The organism is Halodesulfurarchaeum sp. HSR-GB, from assembly GCF_031432215.1.
Taxonomy (GTDB): Archaea; Halobacteriota; Halobacteria; order Halobacteriales; family Halobacteriaceae; genus Halodesulfurarchaeum.
Genome location: NZ_JAVKGN010000001.1, coordinates 937,200 through 956,795, shown reverse-complemented (window position 1 = coordinate 956,795; position 19,596 = coordinate 937,200). Strand labels below are relative to the sequence as shown.

General features: G+C 64.1%; 20 protein-coding genes. 8 read left to right on the top strand and 12 right to left on the bottom strand.

The features are described from left to right. Positions 1 to 10: 10 nt before the first annotated feature. A complete protein-coding gene (locus tag RH831_RS05045; RefSeq protein ID WP_310553163.1) occupies positions 11 to 1,303 on the bottom strand; it encodes an O-acetylhomoserine aminocarboxypropyltransferase/cysteine synthase family protein in 1,293 nt (430 codons plus the stop codon). A gap of 148 nt (positions 1,304 to 1,451) precedes the next feature. Next, on the bottom strand, positions 1,452 to 1,733 hold the full coding sequence (locus RH831_RS05040; protein WP_310553162.1) for a hypothetical protein: 282 nt from the start codon (positions 1,731 to 1,733) through the stop codon (positions 1,452 to 1,454). 358 nt (positions 1,734 to 2,091) lie between these two features. Between RH831_RS05040 and RH831_RS05035 the strand changes: the two genes are divergently transcribed. Both RH831_RS05035 and RH831_RS05030 read left to right on the top strand, forming a co-directional pair. Beyond that, positions 2,092 to 2,880, top strand: coding sequence for a Rossmann-like domain-containing protein (locus RH831_RS05035; RefSeq protein ID WP_310553161.1), 789 nt, complete (start codon positions 2,092 to 2,094; stop codon positions 2,878 to 2,880). A 78-nt stretch (positions 2,881 to 2,958) separates the two neighbouring features. Then, a complete protein-coding gene (locus tag RH831_RS05030) occupies positions 2,959 to 3,720 on the top strand; it encodes a hypothetical protein (RefSeq protein ID WP_310553160.1) in 762 nt (253 codons plus the stop codon). Between the two features lie 775 nt (positions 3,721 to 4,495). On the opposite strand, the gene RH831_RS05025 is transcribed toward RH831_RS05030, so the two are convergent. Next, a complete protein-coding gene (locus RH831_RS05025; RefSeq protein WP_310553159.1) occupies positions 4,496 to 4,996 on the bottom strand; it encodes a metal-dependent transcriptional regulator in 501 nt (166 codons plus the stop codon). Between the two features lie 4 nt (positions 4,997 to 5,000). Beyond that, the gene (locus tag RH831_RS05020; protein WP_310553158.1) at positions 5,001 to 5,348 is read right to left on the bottom strand and encodes a hypothetical protein; all 348 of its coding nucleotides are present in this window, start codon (positions 5,346 to 5,348) and stop codon (positions 5,001 to 5,003) included. A 233-nt stretch (positions 5,349 to 5,581) separates the two neighbouring features. Here RH831_RS05020 and RH831_RS05015 point away from each other — a divergent pair, with 233 nt between their 5' ends. Beyond that, positions 5,582 to 6,004: an HTH domain-containing protein gene (locus RH831_RS05015; RefSeq protein WP_070365528.1), complete on the top strand. Its 423-nt coding sequence runs from the start codon at positions 5,582 to 5,584 to the stop codon at positions 6,002 to 6,004. Between the two features lie 31 nt (positions 6,005 to 6,035). Here RH831_RS05015 and nrfD read toward each other — a convergent pair whose 3' ends face one another. From nrfD to tsaA, 8 genes are all read right to left on the bottom strand, one after another. Beyond that, a complete protein-coding gene (nrfD, locus tag RH831_RS05010; RefSeq protein WP_071933391.1) occupies positions 6,036 to 7,118 on the bottom strand; it encodes an NrfD/PsrC family molybdoenzyme membrane anchor subunit in 1,083 nt (360 codons plus the stop codon). Positions 7,119 to 7,122: 4 nt separating this feature from the next. Beyond that, entirely contained in the window at positions 7,123 to 7,746 is a 624-nt protein-coding gene (locus RH831_RS05005; RefSeq protein ID WP_310553157.1) for a 4Fe-4S dicluster domain-containing protein, read from the bottom strand. Beyond that, entirely contained in the window at positions 7,746 to 10,097 is a 2,352-nt protein-coding gene (locus RH831_RS05000; protein ID WP_310553156.1) for a molybdopterin-dependent oxidoreductase, read from the bottom strand. The genes RH831_RS05005 and RH831_RS05000 overlap by 1 nt, the downstream gene beginning before the upstream one ends. Positions 10,098 to 10,099: 2 nt before the next feature. Beyond that, on the bottom strand, positions 10,100 to 10,321 hold the full coding sequence (locus tag RH831_RS04995) for a 4Fe-4S ferredoxin N-terminal domain-containing protein (protein ID WP_310553155.1): 222 nt from the start codon (positions 10,319 to 10,321) through the stop codon (positions 10,100 to 10,102). Between the two features lie 202 nt (positions 10,322 to 10,523). Then, on the bottom strand, positions 10,524 to 11,387 hold the full coding sequence (locus RH831_RS04990) for a helix-turn-helix domain-containing protein (RefSeq protein WP_310553154.1): 864 nt from the start codon (positions 11,385 to 11,387) through the stop codon (positions 10,524 to 10,526). A 302-nt stretch (positions 11,388 to 11,689) separates the two neighbouring features. Then, on the bottom strand, positions 11,690 to 12,289 hold the full coding sequence (locus tag RH831_RS04985; RefSeq protein WP_310553153.1) for a hypothetical protein: 600 nt from the start codon (positions 12,287 to 12,289) through the stop codon (positions 11,690 to 11,692). 54 nt (positions 12,290 to 12,343) lie between these two features. Continuing rightward, positions 12,344 to 12,718 carry an iron-sulfur cluster assembly protein gene (locus RH831_RS04980; protein WP_310553152.1) on the bottom strand — a complete coding sequence of 125 codons (375 nt, stop codon included), beginning with the start codon at positions 12,716 to 12,718 and terminating at the stop codon, positions 12,344 to 12,346. 93 nt (positions 12,719 to 12,811) lie between these two features. Continuing rightward, positions 12,812 to 13,249, bottom strand: a complete 438-nt coding sequence (gene tsaA / locus RH831_RS04975; RefSeq protein ID WP_310553151.1) for a tRNA (N6-threonylcarbamoyladenosine(37)-N6)-methyltransferase TrmO — start codon at positions 13,247 to 13,249, stop codon at positions 12,812 to 12,814. Between the two features lie 118 nt (positions 13,250 to 13,367). Between tsaA and RH831_RS04970 the strand changes: the two genes are divergently transcribed. From RH831_RS04970 to RH831_RS04950, 5 genes are all read left to right on the top strand, one after another. Further along, positions 13,368 to 15,290, top strand: coding sequence for an ASKHA domain-containing protein (locus RH831_RS04970; RefSeq protein WP_310553150.1), 1,923 nt, complete (start codon positions 13,368 to 13,370; stop codon positions 15,288 to 15,290). Positions 15,291 to 15,426: 136 nt separating this feature from the next. After that, positions 15,427 to 16,710, top strand: coding sequence for a uroporphyrinogen decarboxylase family protein (locus RH831_RS04965; RefSeq protein ID WP_310553149.1), 1,284 nt, complete (start codon positions 15,427 to 15,429; stop codon positions 16,708 to 16,710). 180 nt (positions 16,711 to 16,890) lie between these two features. After that, on the top strand, positions 16,891 to 17,559 hold the full coding sequence (locus RH831_RS04960) for a cobalamin-dependent protein (RefSeq protein ID WP_310553148.1): 669 nt from the start codon (positions 16,891 to 16,893) through the stop codon (positions 17,557 to 17,559). Further along, complete coding sequence (locus RH831_RS04955) at positions 17,556 to 18,857, top strand: uroporphyrinogen decarboxylase family protein (protein ID WP_310553147.1); 1,302 nt, start codon at positions 17,556 to 17,558, stop codon at positions 18,855 to 18,857. Before RH831_RS04960 ends, RH831_RS04955 begins: the two co-directional genes overlap by 4 nt. A gap of 54 nt (positions 18,858 to 18,911) precedes the next feature. Next, positions 18,912 to 19,580, top strand: a complete 669-nt coding sequence (locus RH831_RS04950; RefSeq protein ID WP_310553146.1) for a hypothetical protein — start codon at positions 18,912 to 18,914, stop codon at positions 19,578 to 19,580. The last annotated feature ends 16 nt before the right edge of the window (positions 19,581 to 19,596 follow it).

The window sequence follows — 19,596 nt, the reverse complement described above, 5'->3', positions numbered from 1 at the left end:
GAATTGCCGACTACCGGGTGGCCGCCTCGATCGCCTGATCTAGATCCGCGATGATGTCTGCGGGGTCCTCCAGCCCAACCGAGAGCCGGATCATATCTGGTTTCACCCCCGCGGCGGCCAGTTCCGACTCCGAAAGCTGCTGGTGGGTGGTCGAGGCCGGGTGGATGATCAGCGTCTTGGCGTCCCCGACGTTCGCGAGGAGGCTCGCGAGTTCGGTCGATTCGGTCGCCCGCTGGGCGGCGTCATAGCCCCCGTCGACGCCGAAGGTGATCATCCCGCCGTACCCGCCATCGAGGTAGCGATCCGCGTTTTCGGCCGTCTCGTGGGTCTCCAGCCCCGGGTAGTTGATCCACTGGACGGCCGGGTGATCATCGAGGTACTCCGCGACGATGGCCGCATTCTCGCAGTGCCGGGCCATCCGCAGCGGGAAGGTCTCCAACTTCTGGAGGGTGACCCAGGCGTCGAAGGGCGCCTGCTGGTTCCCCAGGTCCCGCAGCCCGCGGGCGATGGCGGCGTTGGTGAAGGCCGCGTCGCCGAAGCGTTCGGCGAAGTTCACACCGTGGTAGGCGGGGTTCTCCCCGCCGATTTCGGGGTACTTCTCGGCGTGCTCGGCCCAGGGGAACGAGCCACCGTCGACGATCACGCCGCCGACGGTCGAACCGGCCCCGTGGAGCCACTTGGTGGTCGAGTTCCAGACCAGGTCCGCGCCGTACTCGATGGGGTTCGCGAGGTACGGGGTCGCGAAGGTGTTGTCCACGAGCAGCGGCGTGTCGTTCTCGTGGGCGATGTCCGCGATCTGCTCGATGTCCGGGGTCACCAGCGCCGGGTTGCCGATGGTCTCGATGAGGACGTAGGCGGTGTGCTCGTCGATGGCCTCGCGGTACTCGGCCGGCGAGAGGGTGTCGACAAACCGGGTCTCGATCCCCCGTCGGCTCGCGGTGTGGTTCAGATAGGTGTGGGTCCCGCCGTAGAGCGCGGAGGCGGCGACGATGTTGTCACCGGCCTGAGCCAGCAGGAAGGTGACCAGATCCAGCGCGGCCATGCCGGAGCCGGTCGCGACCGCACCCACGCCGCCTTCCAGGCTGGCCAGTCGCTCCTGGAGGCTCTCGACGGTGGGGTTGCCCAGCCGGGAGTAGACATAGCCGGGCTTCTCCAGCGCGAATTGGGCGGCGGCATCCGCACTGTCCTCGAAGGTGTAGGAGGTCGTCTGATAGATCGGTGGCGCTCGCGAGTGGGTCGCCTCGTCGGGGGCCTGCCCGGCGTGGATCGCGCGGGTGTACAGGCCCGTCTCGTCGTCGGTCATCACTGGGAGGAAACGGTGCCCCTGGCATAAACTCTACGAATGAAGTAGGTGAAGAAAATGCCTGGAGGTAATTGCCCGGATACGGTCGGGCGGCTCGAACGGGGGTGAAAAAACGGGGAAAACTGGGAACCGACCGGTCGTCTCGGGCTTATTCGAGCGGGAGAACCTGCTGCACTTCGATGATCTCGTCGCTCGGGGCCATCTCGGCCGCGCCGGACTCCTCGTAGATCTGCTCGACGGTCGCGACGTCGGGGGCCTCCCACTCGCAGATGCCCATGCCCTCGCCGTTGGCGAAGGTGCCCTTGAACTCGACGTCGTCGTAGTTCGATACCGTCTCGACGACGTTGGCCTGGAGCTCTTCGAGTTGTTCCTGGGTTGCGTCGGGGAGTCGACCTTCGTCGGAATACCGCATCGTGATGATTCGTGCCATTAGTAACTCACCAGGAAATTGTTGGGCAGCGAGCACCATAATGTTTCTGTCGGAGGCAACCCGGTCGCGTGGCGCGAAAAAATAGACCGCTCGATCGGACCGGTTTCGCCGGTCAGTCGTGAGTTATTGTCGCATCCACCAGTAGGCGAGGAGCACCACCAGGATTCCGCCCCCGAGGATGATCCAGAGCGTCGTGCCTGGGCCCCGTCCCCTACTGTCGCCCTCGTCAATGCCATCGGCAACCAACCCCACACAAGTAGCCCCGCCAACACGTCCGACACCCAATCGAACCCACAAACCACCCACTTCCACCCCGCCAAGCGAGCCATACTTCACTTTCCACCCGATATGTCGGCCCATGCCTTCCGCCCGCGCTCGATCCATCCTCCGCGCGCGCCTCGACACCATCCAGGACGCCCCACCTATCACGGGCGTCGCGACTGGCGACGAACTCACCATGGTCGTCCTCGACGACGACCGGGCCGGCGTCGCGATGCTCCCCGAAGGCACCATCCCCGAGGTCGCCGGCGAGTCGGCACGCGCCGTCGCAAAACAGGGCATCGAGAGTTCGGATCCACGCGAGCGCGCGCTCGGGGTCGCCGCGCTCAACGCCCTCGACGCCCCGGCGGACGTTCGCCCGGGGCTGGACCCCTTCCGCAGCCTCGACCCCGCGACTGAACGGGTGGCGATGGTCGGGCTGTTCGCCCCCGTGCTCTACCACCTCGATGCGGGCCACGTGGACGTCTTCGAGCGCGATCCCGACGCGATGGACCTGCCCGAGGATCTCCCAGCGGACATCGAGGTCGAAATGCACGCGCCCGAGAGCGCGAGCGAGATCGTCCCCGAATCGGCGGTGCTCTTCGTCACTGGCTCGACGCTGGTCTACGGCGGACTCGGGAACTATCTGGACGCCGCGCGACCCGACCAGACCGTCGTGATCGTGGGCGCGAGCGCGTCGTTCACGCCGGCCCCGCTCTTCGAGGCCGGAGTCGATCTGGTCGGCGGGGCCAGCGTGGCCGACATCGACCGGCTCCACACCGAAATCGAGGCCGGGCACTCGGAAGCCCAGCTGCACGACGTCGGGCTGCACAAGTGGGCCGTCCTCGATCCCCGGGCCACTGACCTGCCGGGACTGCAACTCGAATAATTACGGACTGGTGAGAGCCGTGGGAACGCGAACGGCCTGCAGAAACACTGAAAGCCGGAGATCGCTGTATTAGAGACGATGCCGACCGACACGTTCGCGCCCGACGCCGAGTGGTTCAGCGCGGTGGCTCCCGAAGGGATCCCGACCCAGACCTCGACGGTCATCTCGGGGCCCGGGGGCTCTGGCAAACCGCTGATCGGCTTCGCGATCGTCGACGCCTGGCTCGCGGCCGGCGGCGAAGTCGTCTTCCTCCTGACGAACTCCGATGCCGAGTTCGTCTACGAGACGATGGACCTGCTCTATGACACCGACCGGGAGACCATCGACGAGGGGGTCACGTTCGTCTCCTTCGACCCCGAAATGGAGCCGGACGTCGAGGCGATCGAGACCACCGCAGCGGGCGTGATCCGGGGGAACCTGCTCGCAGCCGACGTGTGGAAGGCGACGATCGAGCGAGCCCTCGAGCAGACCGCGGATTCGGGCCCCGGAACGCTCCTCTTCGGGACGGCGCTCAACCTCCTGCTCTTCTCGGATACCTACCGCGAGTCGATCCTCGACGCGTTCGTCGAGACCGCCGGCCGCGAGGACGTGACCACCCTGTTCACCGTCAGTTCCTCGGCCTACGAGGACCAGATCGGTCGCGTCGAGGACGCCGCGGACACCGTCTTGCTCACGGACATGGACGAGGGCACCCTGCGGCTTCGCGGGGAGCGCTCCGAGAGCGTGCCCCTCGAAACCGAGTTCGTAGACGTGCCGTTCACGGCGGACGAACTCGATCACGTCCGTGAGGTCGCCGAATCCTCCCGCGACGACCTGATTCCGACGATCAAGTCACTCTGAACGGTACCGAATTGCTCGCAGGCACAGCCTCACCAGGTGAAAGTCGGGAACCGGGTCGAACGGCGGCACGATCTATGAGACGCCTATGATTCGACGATCGTCGAGGCCGTTTCGAGAGAGTCTATTTTCCCAGCAATGCCGTTAAAGCCGTCGAGACGCCTGGAGGCGGCTGCTGCCAGGAGCCAGGGACACCGCATCACGGGGCAACCCCGACCGAATCCGGACTGACCCGCCCAACCTACCAGAATACAAATGGGGGATTAGAGAAAAACAGGATAACTCGTGAAAGAGAAATACTCACGTTCGAATTCGAATGCTCGAAGTATTGAGACGTGATCCGAAAAAAGTCAGGACTGTCTCGGGAGCGCTATCACGACTTCCCCCCAGGCCACATAGTTACATTATGACACGACCGAGCAGTGTGTGCGAACACACCGGCCGAAACTCGGGGTGGACATTCGAAAGAAGACGGCCCGTCGGGTCGAGAACGACATGAATCAGGCCCTGGCCCGGACTGGCTCCCGGCCCGAGAAAACCGCGCCAGGACACACCGGAACCTGTGGACGGCGTGACTCAGCCCAGGCACCGAAACCTGGTGCGGTGGGCCCGACAGACCGAGCGTGCGAGCGGTCGAAACGCCGAGCGAGCGAGCGCGATACAGAGCAGTAACTCGTCTGGTAAGTCGGGCCGGCGTGTTCGAAGACGAACGACAGTTTCACGACCACGGAAAGAGTTCGACAAATGCCGAAACAGATCGGAGAGACCGGCGACGCGATCAGGACTGGCCGGCCGTCTCGGCCGGGCCGGAGCCTTCGATGGCCTGCCCGGGAACGTTCTCACAGGGCGTCTCCCAGATGCGTTCGTCACAGCGGTCCTCACAGTCGATGCCCACGTAGGCCCGGGCCTCGTCGATCACTGCGGCCGGGAGGGCGAAACTCGCCTCGTAACTGGCCGTCTCGGGGATCGAAACGTCGAGGGACTCCTCGAAGAACTGGGTGAACACACACTGTCGCCACTGGAGGTGTCGGGCCATCAACGCCCCTTTTCGTGTGAGCGAGATCCCGCCGTAGGGTTCGTGGTCGACGTAGCCGTCTGCGGCCAGTCGACGGGTCATCTCGGTTACGCTCGCCGGCGTCACACCGAGTCGATCGGCGATGTGGGAGGGGCGGACCTCCTCGTCCGGGCCCGAAACGGCGGCCAGGATGCTCCGGAGGTATCGCCCGGCGTTCCGGTTGGGCAGGTCCGCAACTGGGTCCGGCTGGTCAGTTCGGGACATCGGTTTAGGGCTCATCCTCCGGCCCGGCGCGCCAGTACACCCGGGTGCCGCCGACTTTGCGACGGTCGAGGACACCCGCATCACACAGGTCGTTGAGTTTGCGCCGGGCCCCCTCGGTGGTGCTGTCGAAGTGCTCGGCGACGTCCGTCGTCGCGATCACCGGCCCCGGGATCCGATCGAGCAGGGCGAGAATTTCTGACTCGGTCATCTGTTCGACGTACTGGCCACGGTCGTTCCGTCGCCGCGAACGGTCTCCCCGTCCGCGTCGTTCGCCACCGCGGCCGCGCCCCCGACCGCCCGTGTCAGCGGGCCGTTCGGTCGTCGAGCCACCATGCTTCTGTTTCCGGGACATACCTGTTCGTAGTGGACGAGTCGGCTTAACCGTTTTGGACCCCCCAAGTGGGGCCCACCAAGTGGGGCGGGGACACGGCCCCAACCGCGGGCTCGATCGACGGTCGGCCGGGGAAAACCGGCCAAATAGCGAGAGTCAGGAACCCTTTTGCGGGCTCAGTTCCAACCTCCATTCGAATGTAGTGGTCCCTGTTCGGCACACAGGCCGCCACTTCCCCCCCCCCCGACACATCCATGGCACAAACGATCAAGGAGATGGTCTACTCGAGTGTTTCCCCCGAGGAGGTCTTCGAATCCTTCTACGGCCTCAATCATCGGGAGCGCAAGACCTACGAGACTCTCCTGACCGCCGAGGAGCCACTCTCCGTCGAGACGATCGCCGAGCGGATGGACTGCTCGCTCTCGACGGCCTATCGGTACATTGATACGCTGGAGACCCACAACCTCGTCCACGAGACGGGCCTGTACGACGGCGAGTACCTCAAATCCGGGTACACCGCCGAAGATCCGGCCGTGATCGCCGAGCACATGTTCGATTACGTGGACTTCAAAGTCGAGAAGTGTCGCAAGAACATCGAGGCGGTGACCGGCACCGACCTGGAGACCGACTGTGAGGAGACCGAGTGGGATCGGGCCGGAACTTTCCTTTCGGAGTAAAAGAGAATCGAGGAAACGCGAGTAGTCGATTTTAGGCGACCGTCAGCGGGAGTTTCACCGCCGCGAAGATGATGACATAGCGGAGGAAAAAGCCGCCGACGAGCACCAGGCTATACTTGAGGACATACCCCGCCCGGAAGATCTGATGCCAGGTGTGGCTCCGCTCGTCGAGATCGAAGAGCGCCGAGGCGCCCGTCATCACCAGTGACATCGCCAGGGGCGTGAGCAGTCCCAGGCCCACGACACCGACCCAGAAGGGCATGGAGAACACCGAGTTCAACGAGTCCACCGTCGCCTGGCTCGCCATACAGCCCGTCCGGCCCTGCAGGAAGTTGTAGAAGGCCAGCAGGATCCCCAGTTCGACGACGATCAGTGCGTCGTCCGCCAGACTGTACTGGTGAACGGTCTCGGTCAGGCCGTCGAAGATCGCGGGCATGGCCACCGTGGCCGCGAGCCCGGTCGAGATCCCACTCATCAGGAAGAGTGGCGGCAGGTAGGTCCGGTTCCAGAGCGGGCAGGTCCAGAGATCGGAGAGCAGCATCGACGTGTAGACGATGACCCCCATACCGAGGAACGCCCCGAACACCCGGATCGCGGTGTGAAGTTTCTGGGGCGGCTTCGTGATGTCCGAGAACCGATCCAAGAGGTTCAGAACCACCGGTTCGCCGCCGATGGCGATCCAGCCGAGGATCCGTCGGACGAAGAAGCTTCCCGAGGTCCGGCCCTGCTTCTCGCTCCCGAAGAAGTTCCAGACGAGGTCCAGGGTGGCCAGCGTCGAGAAGATGACGATGAGCCAGGTCCCGATCACGAGCCAGGAACCGTAGTTCGTGAAGTTCCAGGCGAAGGTCAACGCCCGCAACGGCGCACCGAGGTGATAGAGCAGCGCGCCGGTCCCCACACCGATAGCCACGACGGACAGCAGGCTCCCCCAGCGAGAGGTCTCGTCACGAGACTGCCATTCGACGTCACTACTCGCCCGGCCCCGGATCAACTGTGCCGAGACCGAGGTCACGTAGGAGCCACCGCTCACACCCCCGAGGAAGAGGTAGGTGGCGATGAACAACCCCCAGTGAACGCGGGGCACCCAGATGACGCCACTTTCAGCTGCGAGCATCGTTTTACCCCTGGTACGGAATCGGTGTCTCGACGTTCGCCGCGGCCTGGCCCTCCTCGCCAGTCTGCGGTTCGACGATGACCGATGTCGGGTTCTGTTCGAACTTCCGGGCGGCCGCCTCGGAAGCGAGGTCCATCAGTTCGCCGATCGGGCCGGCGTGAAGCGCCTCGCCCACACACTCATCGACACAGGCGGGTTCGAGCGGGTCCTCCTGTGTGTTCTTGGACTCGGCGTCCGCACCGGCACCCGGACCTTTGTCGAGACAGAGGTTGCACTTCTGCATCAGGCCCTCCTCGCCGTACTGGGGCGCGCCGTACGGACAGGCCCAGCCACAGTACCGACAGCCGATACACTCGTCCCGATCGATGGTGACGATGCCGTCACTCTCGCGCTTCTCGATGGCGTTGGTCGGACAGACATCAACACACGGCGGGTCCTCACAGTGCATGCAGGAGAGCGAAACGTTGGTCTCCTGGTAGTCGGGGAACTCGCCGGTCGAGACGGTCTCGACCCGTCGCCAGTCGACGTGGCCGGCCTCGGTGCCGTGCCGGTTCTTGCAGGCGATCGCACAGGCGTTACAGCCCATACAGGAGTTGGGATCGAAGTAAAAGCCCCACTGCTCACCCATCAGTTCTCACCTCCGGATTTGGTGACCGAGATAGCGATGTGCCTGTCGATTTCGCCGGAGATCGGATCGATCTGGTCTGGACTGTTCAGTATCATGTTGTTCGCTCCGTCCTCGTCCGGCTGGATCGAGCCGCGGCCGAACCCGTAGGGCTCGACGCTGACGGCTCCCGGCCGAATACCCTCGGTGACGAAGGCCATCAGTTCCGCCTCGCCGTGATCGGAGCTGATCGTGACCATGTCACCGTCCTCGATGTCTCGCGCGGCGGCGTCCTCGGTGTGCATCACGAGGTAGTTCCCGCGGTAGTCGGCGTGTTCGTGGTCGTAGGACTCGGCCAGCTGTTCGAGCGGCTTGGTGAGGGCCTGGTCCCCGCCGTGGGAGAACTCGACCGTGCGGGCGTCGAGCATCTCCAGGGGGTACTCCTCGCTGAGTTCGTCGCCGATCGTTCCCGGCGGCACCCACTGCGGGCCGGTCTCGATCTCGGTCCCGACCTGCTCGCTGAGTTTCTCGTAGGGTTTGGCGATCAGCTGGTCGAGATCGAACATGAACTGGTCTTTCCCGTTGGCGAATCCGCCCTGTTTCCACTTCTCGTAGCCGAATTCGCCGGTGAGGACGTAGGTGTCCTCGTCCTCGAGATCATCGAGGGTGAGATCGAGCCCGGAGAGCTGATCGTTGATGTACGCTTCTTTGGAGTCCCAGACGAAGTAATCGTCATACCCCATCGCGCGACCGAGCCCCTGGATGATGTCGAAGCCAGGCTTGGTGTTCCACTGGGGCTCGATCGCCGCCTTCGAGCCGGTGACCCACGCTTCGGTGTTGTAGGCACCGTACCCGCCGGAGCCGAGCATCGGCTTCTCCAGCTGTGAGGACTCGGGGAAGACGACGTCGGCCTTCTTGGTGGTTTCACTCCAGAAGGCGTCGATGCCGATGACGAGGTCCATCTTGTCGAGGGCTCCCTCCGTCTCGTCGGTGCCGAGCCACTCCTGGGTCGCGCCGTCCGTGACGGGGTTCCGGTAGTAGTAGACCATCCCGTTGACGTCCCCGTTGTCGACCATCTCGGGGACGTTGTTCTGGACCGGCTTTTTCGTCAGGGAAGCGTAGCCAGCCTCCGGATCGGTCAGGTAACACTGGTTGCCCTCGGCGTTGTTCGGCAGTTCGGCCTCACAGCCGACCTCGAACGGGTCCGAGAGCCCCGCGCTGCCGAACCAGCGCTGGCCGCCGGGCCGGTCGATGTTGCCCACCAGCCCGGTGAGCGCAACGAGGTTCTGTGCGCCCTTCTGGTGATCGGCGCTCTGTCCGAGCCCCGTCCAGGAGGTGATTCCCGCATTCGGCGCGGCGCGGCCGAAGCCCAGGGCGACCTCGCGGATGACCTCGGCGTCGAGGCCAGTCTTCTCTGCGGCCCATTCGGGGGTCTTGCCCTCGACGGCCTCCTTGTACGCGTCGAAGCCGTGGGTGTAGTTCTCGACGAACTCGGCGTCGTAGAGTTCCTCCTCGATGATGACGTTGGCCATCGCCAGGGCCAGCGCGCCGTCGGTCCGAGGCTTGATCGGGAGCCACTTGTCGGACTTCTTCGCGGTCTCGGTGTACACGGGGTCGATCGTGACGATCGTCGCGCCACGCTCTCTGGCCCGCAGCAGCTGCTTGGCCTCCCACTGGCCGGCGAAGGTCTCCAGGACGTCTCGCCCCCAGACCAGAACGTACTCGGTGTTCTCGTAGTCGATCCAGCGGATGTTGCCACCGCCCAGGCCCATCAGCGTGCCCGTGACCGCCATCGACCCGAAACAGGTCGGGGTGGGGTGTGGCACTGTGTTCGGACAGCCATAGAGGTTCCCGAAGAGCGTGCTGAAGGTCCCAGCCGTGCCCCAGCCGTGGAACTCGACCAGGCTCTCGGCCCCGTGTTCTTCCTTGAACGTCTCGAGTTTGTCCGCGGCGTACTCGAAGGCCTCGTCCCAGCTCACGGCCGTGAGTTCGCCGTCCTTGCGGACGTACGGCTCCTTGATGCGTTTGGGCGAGTAGGCCTTCTCGACCTGGGAGAGTCCCTTGGGACAGAGTGTTCCCTTGGTGCCCTCGCCCGCGCTCCCGCGCGGGTGGCCATCGATACCGTGTACTTCAGTCGCGACTTCCGAGCCCTCGCCGTTCTCCTCGAGGGTGACCTCCATGCCACACAGCTTGTGACACTGCCAGCAGTTCCCGTAGGCCGTGTTCTCGGACTGCTCGTCGGTCGCTGCGCCACTCGTTTGTACGGCTGTCCCACCGATACCAGCTGCGAGGGCGCCTGCCGCCGACGTCTTGAGCAAGGTCCGTCGGGTCAGCCCGCCCTGCGTGTTTTCGGTTTCGGATGTTGATTTCGACATGATTAGTCTTCGTCCGGCTCGACCGGCCGATCGTCGAATCCGAACTCCTCGACGACCTGGTCGTGAAATTGCTCGTAGAACTCCGCTTCAGTCATCTCACCGGTGCGCAGTTTCTTCGCGGCTTCACCCATTGCTTTCCCGAGTTCCTGATCGAACTCCTGCTCCGAGTCGGCGATCTCCGAGAGCGGAGCCCCATCGGGATCTCCTGGGTCGTCTTCCGGCATTGTGAGTCTACACTAGGGCCATACCACTACGGGCACATAGATCCACGACGAGTTCCAAGAATCTTGTAAGCATTTTCAGTATCCACCCAACACCGCGCCAACGGTTGGTACTCGTTACCACAACTCTCCAGCCCTGAAACGGCTGTTTTCCACGTTTGGTTATCCGAAACGGTGGGAAGCGGGCGGTTCGCTTGTGTGACGGTTACACTATATTGATCCCGATGGCCGTCGCCGCGTCCTTCATGGCCGAGATGAGTTCGGGATCGGCCGCCTGCTCCGTGTAAATCGTCCGTCGCGGGGCCAGCACGCCGACCGATCCCACAACGGTATCGCCGCTACCGAAGATCGGCACCCCGAGACAGGCGATCTGTCCGTGGTCGGTTACGGCAAATCCCTGCTCGTCGATGGCCGCCAGTCGATCGTAGAGGCTCTCCCGTTCGACCGGGAGCTCGCGGGCGTACTTCGCGAGCGGGCAATCGAACTCACAGCCGGTATCACAGGAGAGCAGCCCGTACCGGTCGACGATGTCCTCGACGGTTTCGGTTTCCATACCCGAGAGAATCGAGAGTCCGGGGCCGTTACAGTGGAGGTATCGCCGGGTCCCCTGGGCGAGCCGGTTCTTCGAGATGAGATCCGAGGTCGTCCGGGAGTACAGACAGTAGCCATAGCCGTGTTCGGGGACCATTACGGTGAAGACGCCCTCGAACTCCTCGGCGAGGGCGTCGATCTTGGGTTTCCCTTCGGTAAACAGCTCTCGCTCGCGGATGGACTTGTTACAGACGTCAAGCACCCGGAGCCCGATATCGAACTCGCCGGTCTCCAGTTTCGTCACGAACCCCTCCTCCCGAAGCGTGCTCACGTAGTTCGAGGCGGTCCCCTTCGAAACATCCAGTTCCGTCGCGATCTCGCCGATCGTGGCTCCACCGGACTCCTTGAGTACCTCGATCAGCTCCATCGTCCGACTGGCGGACTGCACCGGGTTCGTCGGCTCTTCGGGCGGGGTCCGATCGGGGACCCGATAGCCCGATTCCGGATCGGCCGACCGGGGCGGGATGGGTTTGGACATACTAAAACCATGGAAGTCCGCACGTAAAGAAATTGTCTCTCGGCCCGCCCCGACGGCGCGACCAAACCCACTGACGTAGGGGCAGCAGGAACAGTTAGTAAGGCGATCGTTTTAATCTGCAAAACCAGTTGAAAATGCGTCAGTTACTGGGCACCGTCGGTCACCAGGTTGCCCACAAACCAGTGCGACCACGAGGCCCGAATGAACCCGATTTTGGGTTACCCAAACAGAACCTGGCCGCCGGTCGCGAATCTGGAACTCGTCTTCAGGGCTGCAGTACGCCCTGTCGAGACGTGTGCGAGCTACTGCAGCTCCCAGCCGGCCTCTTCGGCGGTCGGTTCCAGCGGTTCGAACTCCCAGCCATCCTCGGGGGCAAAGCCCTCCTCGCCGGGCACCCCAACGAGCACCAGTCGATCGGAGTGGAAGGTCGAGCCGGACTGGGCGACCCGTGCCAGACGCTCGGCCGGTCCGTTGGCCCCGTTGAAGAAGTCGATGTCGACGCCGTTGCGCCGGAGGAAAGTGTTCATCGTCGGCGAGTCGACCGTCCCGACGACCCCAACCCAGTCCGACCAGTTCCGGGCGTCGTCGACGACCGCTGCTGGATCGGCGGTGCTGGCGAGCGCGTTGAGCGTAAAGGCCGTCGTGAGACCGTGGGTCACGTCGTCCTCGGCGTCCTCGGTTGGCGCCCCACAGGTGTTGCCCTCGTTTGCCTTGGCGGCCGGTTCCGGGCCCTTGCTGTCTGGAACCCCCGGCATCTGGGCGCCCGAACTCGACGCCGATTTCGAGTCTGGTTCGGACTGGCTCTCCGCCTCGCCGCTCGGGACACCCGGCATCTTCGAGCCGCCGTCGGCGCGGAGTCGGGCCTCGTCCGCCCCGTCGCCACCGTGTGGATCCGCGTTCATGTTCATCCTGAGAAACGTGATTAGTGCCTATTACCTTGATGGTCGGCCGGCCGTTCAAAACGGCGGGTCGGCGGTATCGTCATCGGCGTCGGCTTCGCCCTCGGGCCCGTCGACGCCGTCGATGCCGCCGGACCAGTTCTGCTGCTCCAGCTGGAAGAACTGCTCGCGCTGCGCGTCGGTCATTACGGCGATTTCGGACTCGAACTCCGCACCGACCCCCTCGACGGCCTCGCGAAGCCGTCCCACCAGAATGTTCTTGACCTGGTCGGGGATGTTGAGCATCGGGAGCGCGAGAGTCACCGTCGCCGTCTCCCCCTCCATCTCGATCCCGTTGATCATCCCGAGCTGGGTCAGTGTCGCGTCGATCTCCGGGTGCGTAACCTCATCGACCGCCGCCTCGACCGCCGCTTCCGTTGGTTCTTCGGCCATAGCCCCCGATAGCCGCGCATCGGGTGAATAGATGCTGGTTCGGGACGGACGTTATTACAGTGTTGGGCAGGTCACGCAAAGTTCGACGCTCAATCAGAGATCGGCCATCCAGCCGATCTCGATCTCGTCGATTCCGGGGCCTTTCGGGGCGTAAGGCTTGATGTCGAGCACCGGCGTCCCGTCGATCAGATCGAGGTTCGAGACAGAGAGCCGGGTCCCCTCGATCCCGTCCAGCCGGAGGACCGACTGGCCGATGGGATTCGGTCGCGGCGGGCCCGACGTCGCGAAGATACCCACCGGATCACCACCCATCGGGCGGACCGTGAGTCGCGTGTCAGTCACCTCGTGGAGGTGGGCGAGCACCACGATGTGAGAGAACGCAGCGAGGCCCTGAAGTCCGGGTTCGTACGACTCATCCAGAAGGATGCGTCCGGAGGCCTCGACCTGTTCGGCCCCGGGACGGGGCACGTCTTCGGGGGCCTCGAACGGCGACTCGACGACGCCGATCGGCTGGTACGTGACCGGTTGCATACCGGATGCTCGAGCCCCGGGAAGATAACGGTTGGCAGCCATGCCGGTGGTCGACAGTATTGTCCGTCTAGTAAAACCATCACAAAACCTATTAGCGGTTTCGCCCAAACGGATGCTGATGGAGCGTGATCTAACGGTCTCGTTTGGCCCCTGGGACGTCGATGTTGAGGCCGCGGCCGGCGAGACGATTCTGGACGCGGCGGAACGAGGGAACGTCGGTATCGAGGCACTCTGTGGCGGCAACGGGCTCTGTGGCACCTGCATGGTCCAGGTCGAAGACCCGGATGCCGTCTCGCCAGTCGATGACGACGAGCGAAACCTCCTCGACGCCGACCAGCTCGAGGCCGGCTATCGGCTGGGGTGTCGGGCCGAGGTGACCGAGGACGTCTCGGTGTTCGTGCCCGCATCCTCGCGCAGCGAGGGGGAGATCGTGATGACCGAAGGGCGGGAGATCGACTTCGAGCACGCGCCGGCGATCCGCCGCTATCAGCTCGAATTCCCGGCCCCGACCCTGGAGGATACGCTCCCGGACCGCGAGCGAGTGCTTGGGGCCCTCGAATCGGAATACGGGGTCGAAGCCGAAGTGATCGACCGGCTCGCGCTGACGACACTCCCGACGGCGATCCGCGAGGGGGAGACCGACGACGGCGACCTGCGGGCGACCGCGACGGTCTTCCAGGAGTCCGAGGTGCTGGGGATCGACCCCGGGCGAGTCGGGCCCGCGTACGGCCTCGCGATCGATATCGGGACGACCACGCTGGCGATCTACCTCCTGGACCTGCGGACCGGGGAGGTGGTCGCCGTTAGCTCCAAGCTCAACCCCCAGAGCAGCCACGGCGGCGATATCATCAGCCGGGTGCAACACAGCACGCGATCGCCGGAAGGAAAAACCGAACTCCAGGACGAGATCATCGGCGGGATCAACGACAGCATCGAGGAGGTCGTCGCCGAGGCGGGGATCGAACAGGACGAGATCTACGAGGCGGTCTTCGTGGGCAACACGGCGATGCATCACCTCTTCCTGGGCATCGACGCGGGCCCGGTCGCGGCCAATCCGTACGTCCCGGCCAACCAGGCCATCCTCCAGACGAAAGCCCGGGAACTCGACCTCGAAACGAACCCCGGGGCAATGGTGTCCTGGCTGCCCATCATCGGTGGCTGGGTCGGGCCGGACTTCGTCGCGGACCTTTTGGTCTCCGACGTGCTCGACAGCGACGAGACTGCCATCGTGATCGACATCGGGACCAACGGCGAGATCGCCGTCTCGGGGCCGGAGGAGACCTACGTGGCGTCCGCACCGGCGGGCCCGGCACTCGAAGGGGCCGAGATCGCCCACGGCGTGCGAGCGAAACCGGGGGCCATCCAGGCGGTCACGCTGGATCCCGATACCTGGGAGCCCGAACTCGATATCATCGATGACGGGACCCCGATCGGGATCTGTGGCTCGGGGATCATCGACATCGTCGCCCAGCTATTCCTCGTCGGGGCGATCAATCGCCGCGGACGACTGGTCGACCCCGAGGAGGGACACGGCCGGGTCCGGGACACCGAGGACGGGAGTCGAGAGTTCGTCCTCTTCGGCACCGACGAGGCGGACATCGAGGAGGCCATCGTGGTCACCCAGGGGGACATTCGGGACATCCAGAACGCGAAGGCCGCGATCCAGACCGGCATCTCGGTCCTGCTCGAGGCGGCCGAGATCGAGACAGTCGACAAGCTGATCATGGCCGGCGGGTTCGGGAACTACATCGATCCGGAGTCCGCGAAGCTGCTGGGCCTGTACCCCGAGGTCGGGGCCGGGGACGTGGAGTTCCTGGGCAACGCGGCGGGATACGGCGCGATGTACGCACTGCTCAACGACGATGCAAAGACCGAAGCCGAGCGGATCGTCGAGGAAGTCTCCTACGTCGAACTGGCAGCCTGGGACGGCTTCCACGACGCCTTCGCCCAGTCGATGTATCTCCCACACCGGGACTACGATCGGTATCCCTGGGTCAAAGACCGCGTCGAGGCCACCCGTGGGGCCGAGGATGCGTTGTGAGATCACTACAAAATTATAAGTACGTTTCAATCGAACATCTGATTGGGAGAACGGATCCAATCGCCCGGTCACCCCCGGCGATTGGCCACCGACCGAACGACGGAACACCCAACACAACTAACACATGACAGACGAAATGGACGTATCCCTCGAGAACTGGGAACAGGGCGTTGGCATCGACTTCGTGGACGAAAAAGCACGCGAGGCCTATCAGGAGCGGGCCGGCCGAATCGCAACCGCGATTCGCGGCGGGACGCCCGATCAGATCCCGACCGTGCTGAGCGCGACTTTCTACCCCGTCTTCCACGCCGGTATCACCCCCGAGACCGCGATGAACGACGCGGAAGCGCTGGGTGACGCCTTCGAGCAGACGATCACGGACCTCGAACCGGACGGCCAGCAGACCACCGCGACCCTGCTGCCCTCGGCGAAGATGCTCGACATGCTCGATTACAAGCTCTACGCCTGGCCGGGCGACGGCGCCTCGCCCACGACGGGGTACCAGGCGCTGGAAGACGACTACATGGGGCCGGACCAGTACGAGCACTTCGTCCAGGACCCGACTGACTTCTGGCTCCGGGAGTACATCCCGGAGATCGTCGGCGAGCTGGAGGGGTTCCGCCAGCTACCGAAGTTCACCGACCTCGTGGAGATTCCGAACATCCACCTGATGGCGCTGTCCTTCGGACTTCCGGAGGTCCAGGAGTCACTGGAGACCCTGATGGAGGCCGGCGAAGAGGCGCTCCGGTGGCACGAGGCCGTCGAAGGCTCGGCGGTGGGACTGATCGAGCAGGGCTACCCCCGGTCGTTCGGTGGCTTCTCGAAAGCTCCCTACGACGTGATCGCGGACACCCTCCGTGGCACCCACGGCGCGTCCATGGACCTCAAGCGAAACCCGGACGAACTGCTCGAAGCGACCGAATCGCTCATCCCGAAGATGATCGACATGGGCATTCGGTCGGCCCAGGGCGCGGGCAACCCGCTTGTCTTCATGCCCCTGCACAAAGGTGCCGACGGGTTCATGTCCGCCGAGGAGTTCGAGGAGTTCTACTGGGGCCCGCTCCGGGAAGTCATGGAGGGACTCCTCGACGCGGGGCTGGTCCCGTGGCTGTTCGCCGAGGGCGGCTACAACTCCCGGCTCGACGTGATCGCCGACCAGCCAGAGGGCAATATCGTCTGGCAGTTCGACCAGACCGACATGGTCCAGGCCAAAGAGACACTCGGCGATCAAGTGGCCATCGCCGGCAACGTCCACAGCTCCCTGCTGAACACACAGACGCCGGAGGAGGTCACGGAGTACTGTGAGGAACTCATCGATGACGTGGGCCCGGACGGGTTCATCCTCGCCCCGGGGGTCGCTCTCGACGAGGCCGAACCGGCGAACGTCAAGGCGATGATCGACGCGCCGAAAAACCGGTAAGAACCGACGTTCCTTTTTGCGGTCGAGCTTTCGGGATGTGCCGGTGACGGGTGTCGGCCGCTGTGCCAGTTCGGTGCAATTGTGTTTGTCCAAGTGTAACTGCCGTTCTCGGGAGCCTGAGCCGCTCAACTCCCCAAAACTATAAATCTAATGCAGGTGAATGTTTCACCTGGATTACTGATGTCAGACGAATTCGTACAGGCACTGGCGGACCTCGAGGAGGAACGAGCGATCGAAATGGCCAAGGAGCGGTTAGATGCTGGCGAGGCTCCGATGGCCGTTCTCGATGATCTGAAGAAGGGGATGGCCATCGTCGGGGACCGATACGACGAGGAGGAGTATTTCATCCCGGACCTGATGTACGCCGGGGACATCATCGATCAGATCTCCGATCTGCTCGTCGACGAGATGGAGATGGAAGACGGTGAAAAGCTCGGGACCATCGTGCTTGGCACCGTCAAGGACGACATCCACGACATCGGCAAGGACCTGGTCTTCTTCATGTTCGACCTCAACGGCTTCGAGGTCATCGATCTCGGCGTCGACGTGCCGATCGAGACGTTCGTCGAGGCCGTCGAGGAGAACGACCCCGATATCATCGCGCTCAGTGGCTTTCTCACCGCCGCTTTCGACTCCATGAAAGAGACCGTCGAGGCCCTCGAAGCGGCTGGCCTGGTCGAAGCGTTCAACGAGGACGGACTTCGTGACGGCACCAAGATCATGATCGGTGGCGGGCAGATCACAGACGACGTGCGAAACTACGTTCGTGCGGATGGCTACGAAACTGACGCTCCCAGCGGAGTTCGCCTGGCCAAGGAGTGGCTCAAGACGGTGGAGGCCGCACAATGAGCGACGAGCCGGCAGGGCCGACCCTGGAGACGTGGCAGCGTGGCGATGGAATCGACTTTGCCGACGAGGACGCGAAGGCGGACTATCAGCGGCGAGCGAAGCGCATGGTCGATGCGCTCCGCGGCGCGGATCCGGACCGGGTCCCGGTCAACCTGCTCTCGACGTTCTACCCGGTCTTCCACGCCGGGTACACGCCCGAGGAGGCGATGTACGAGGGCGAGAAATTGCAGGACTCGCTCCTGACGTTCGTCGACGACCTGGAGCCGGACCTGTTTCCCTGGGCCGCCTCGCTGATCCCATCAGCGACGGCCCTGGAGATCGTCGATTACCAGGGCTTTGACTGGCCGGGGGACGGCTCCTCGCCGGAGACAGTCTACCAGGCGCGCGAGCGGGAGTACATGGGCGTCGAGGACTACGAGGACTTCTTCACGGATCCGAGTGACTTCTTCATCCGACAGTACCTGCCCGAGGTCTTCGGCGAGTTGGACGGCATGGCTCACTTCCCGCAGTTCTCGAATCTGACCGCCGGGATCGCCGGGGTTCATCCCTACCTGCTGCCCTTCGGCATGCCGCCCATGCGAGAAACGCTGCAGAACCTCCTCGACGCTGGCGAGGAAGCGATGCGGTGGCAACAGCTCATCGGCGGGACCGTCGAGGAGATCGTCGGCGCGGGCTACCCCCAGTCCGTCGGCGGGATCACCCTCGCGCCCTACGACATGCTCGGTGACATGGTACGGGGAACCCACGCGATCATGATGGACCTCAAACGCCGACCGGAGACGCTTCTGGAGGCTGTCGACCGGCTTGTGCCCATCGCCATCGAGATGGGGATCACCTCCGCGCACGTGAACAACAACCCCTTCGTCTTCATCCCGCTGCACAAGGGCGCGGACGGGTTCATGTCCGGCGAGGAGTTCGAGACGTTCTACTGGCCACAGCTCCGCCAGGTGATCGAGGCGCTGACCGAGGCGGATCTCGTGCCCTGGCTGTTCGCCGAAGGCCGCTACACGTCCCGGCTGGAGACGATCAGTGACCTCCCCGAGGGCGAGATGATCTGGCACTTCCAGGACACGGACCTCGAACTGGTGCGGGAGACCCTCCCCGAGTACGTCACCATCGCGGGCGACGTCTCGACGGGACTCCTGAACACCAGGGAGCCCGAAGCGGTCACCGAGTACAGCCAGGACCTGATCGAGCGGATGGGCCGAAACCGGTTCGTCCTCTCCCCGGGCGTGGGCCTCGACGAGGCAAAGCCCGAGAACGTCAAGGCGATGATGGACGCGCCGAAGAACCGATAGCGCCGTTTCGAACCGGGAGAACCCTTTTTATCAGTTCGGTCCCGTATGTGGCGTATGTCAATCGGCGAGCCCGTCGTGGTGCGGGACATCTCCGTCGAACTCGACCTCGAACAGCTCGAAACCCAGCCGCCCTTCGCCCAGTGGCTCGCCGCGAAATCGGGCGCCGCCACTCGAACGCGAATCGAGACGTTGAGCGAGGAGGTCGTCGCCTCGATCGACCCGCGAGGGCTGTACCTGATCGAGCCGACCCAGGAATCGGTGATCGAGCGATACGACCCGCCGGCGGAACTCGTTTCCGCCAGTCACCTCGCAACCGGCGTGTTGACCCTCGGGGAGGATCCCGCGGCGACGAACGAGCTCTCCCGGTTCGACGCGCTCCTCTGGGACGCACTGGAAAACGCCGCACTCCAGGACGCCAGGGAGGCGATGCTCGAAGCGATCCGGGCCGAGACCGACGAGCGGGGCTGGAACACGACTCGGGTGTACGCCCCGGGCACGAAAGACGACGGCTGGCCGCTGGAGCGCCGCGAGTACGTCTTCGAGGCCCTCCCGACCGAAGAGATCGACTGTACGCTCCAGGGGACCTACACCGAACCGCGAAAGACCCTGACGTTCACCATCGGCGTCGGCCCCGACATCGAGCAGGCGGAGTTTCTGCTCTCCTGTGCGGACTGTGAGATTCTGGCCGAGTGCCCCTACGCCGGGGCGAAAACGATGGCCTGAGAGTAGAAGAAGCGAA

Excerpts from the sequence above, each read along its gene's own strand:
- RH831_RS05000 (WP_310553156.1), bottom strand. The coding sequence starts at position 10,097 with ATGTCGAAATCAACATCCGAAACCGAAAACACGCAGGGCGGGCTGACC.
- RH831_RS05025 (WP_310553159.1), bottom strand. The coding sequence starts at position 4,996 with ATGTCCCGAACTGACCAGCCGGACCCAGTTGCGGACCTGCCCAACCGG.
- RH831_RS05030 (WP_310553160.1), top strand. The coding sequence starts at position 2,959 with ATGCCGACCGACACGTTCGCGCCCGACGCCGAGTGGTTCAGCGCGGTG.
- RH831_RS05005 (WP_310553157.1), bottom strand. The coding sequence starts at position 7,746 with ATGGGTGAGCAGTGGGGCTTTTACTTCGATCCCAACTCCTGTATGGGC.
- RH831_RS05045 (WP_310553163.1), bottom strand. The coding sequence starts at position 1,303 with ATGACCGACGACGAGACGGGCCTGTACACCCGCGCGATCCACGCCGGG.
- RH831_RS05020 (WP_310553158.1), bottom strand. The coding sequence starts at position 5,348 with ATGTCCCGGAAACAGAAGCATGGTGGCTCGACGACCGAACGGCCCGCT.
- RH831_RS04955 (WP_310553147.1), top strand. The coding sequence starts at position 17,556 with ATGAGCGACGAGCCGGCAGGGCCGACCCTGGAGACGTGGCAGCGTGGC.
- RH831_RS05015 (WP_070365528.1), top strand. The coding sequence starts at position 5,582 with ATGGCACAAACGATCAAGGAGATGGTCTACTCGAGTGTTTCCCCCGAG.
- nrfD (WP_071933391.1), bottom strand. The coding sequence starts at position 7,118 with ATGCTCGCAGCTGAAAGTGGCGTCATCTGGGTGCCCCGCGTTCACTGG.
- RH831_RS04960 (WP_310553148.1), top strand. The coding sequence starts at position 16,891 with ATGTCAGACGAATTCGTACAGGCACTGGCGGACCTCGAGGAGGAACGA.
- RH831_RS04950 (WP_310553146.1), top strand. The coding sequence starts at position 18,912 with ATGTCAATCGGCGAGCCCGTCGTGGTGCGGGACATCTCCGTCGAACTC.
- RH831_RS05035 (WP_310553161.1), top strand. The coding sequence starts at position 2,092 with ATGCCTTCCGCCCGCGCTCGATCCATCCTCCGCGCGCGCCTCGACACC.
- RH831_RS05040 (WP_310553162.1), bottom strand. The coding sequence starts at position 1,733 with ATGGCACGAATCATCACGATGCGGTATTCCGACGAAGGTCGACTCCCC.
- RH831_RS04990 (WP_310553154.1), bottom strand. The coding sequence starts at position 11,387 with ATGTCCAAACCCATCCCGCCCCGGTCGGCCGATCCGGAATCGGGCTAT.
- RH831_RS04980 (WP_310553152.1), bottom strand. The coding sequence starts at position 12,718 with ATGGCCGAAGAACCAACGGAAGCGGCGGTCGAGGCGGCGGTCGATGAG.
- tsaA (WP_310553151.1), bottom strand. The coding sequence starts at position 13,249 with ATGCAACCGGTCACGTACCAGCCGATCGGCGTCGTCGAGTCGCCGTTC.
- RH831_RS04995 (WP_310553155.1), bottom strand. The coding sequence starts at position 10,321 with ATGCCGGAAGACGACCCAGGAGATCCCGATGGGGCTCCGCTCTCGGAG.
- RH831_RS04970 (WP_310553150.1), top strand. The coding sequence starts at position 13,368 with ATGGAGCGTGATCTAACGGTCTCGTTTGGCCCCTGGGACGTCGATGTT.
- RH831_RS04985 (WP_310553153.1), bottom strand. The coding sequence starts at position 12,289 with ATGAACGCGGATCCACACGGTGGCGACGGGGCGGACGAGGCCCGACTC.
- RH831_RS04965 (WP_310553149.1), top strand. The coding sequence starts at position 15,427 with ATGGACGTATCCCTCGAGAACTGGGAACAGGGCGTTGGCATCGACTTC.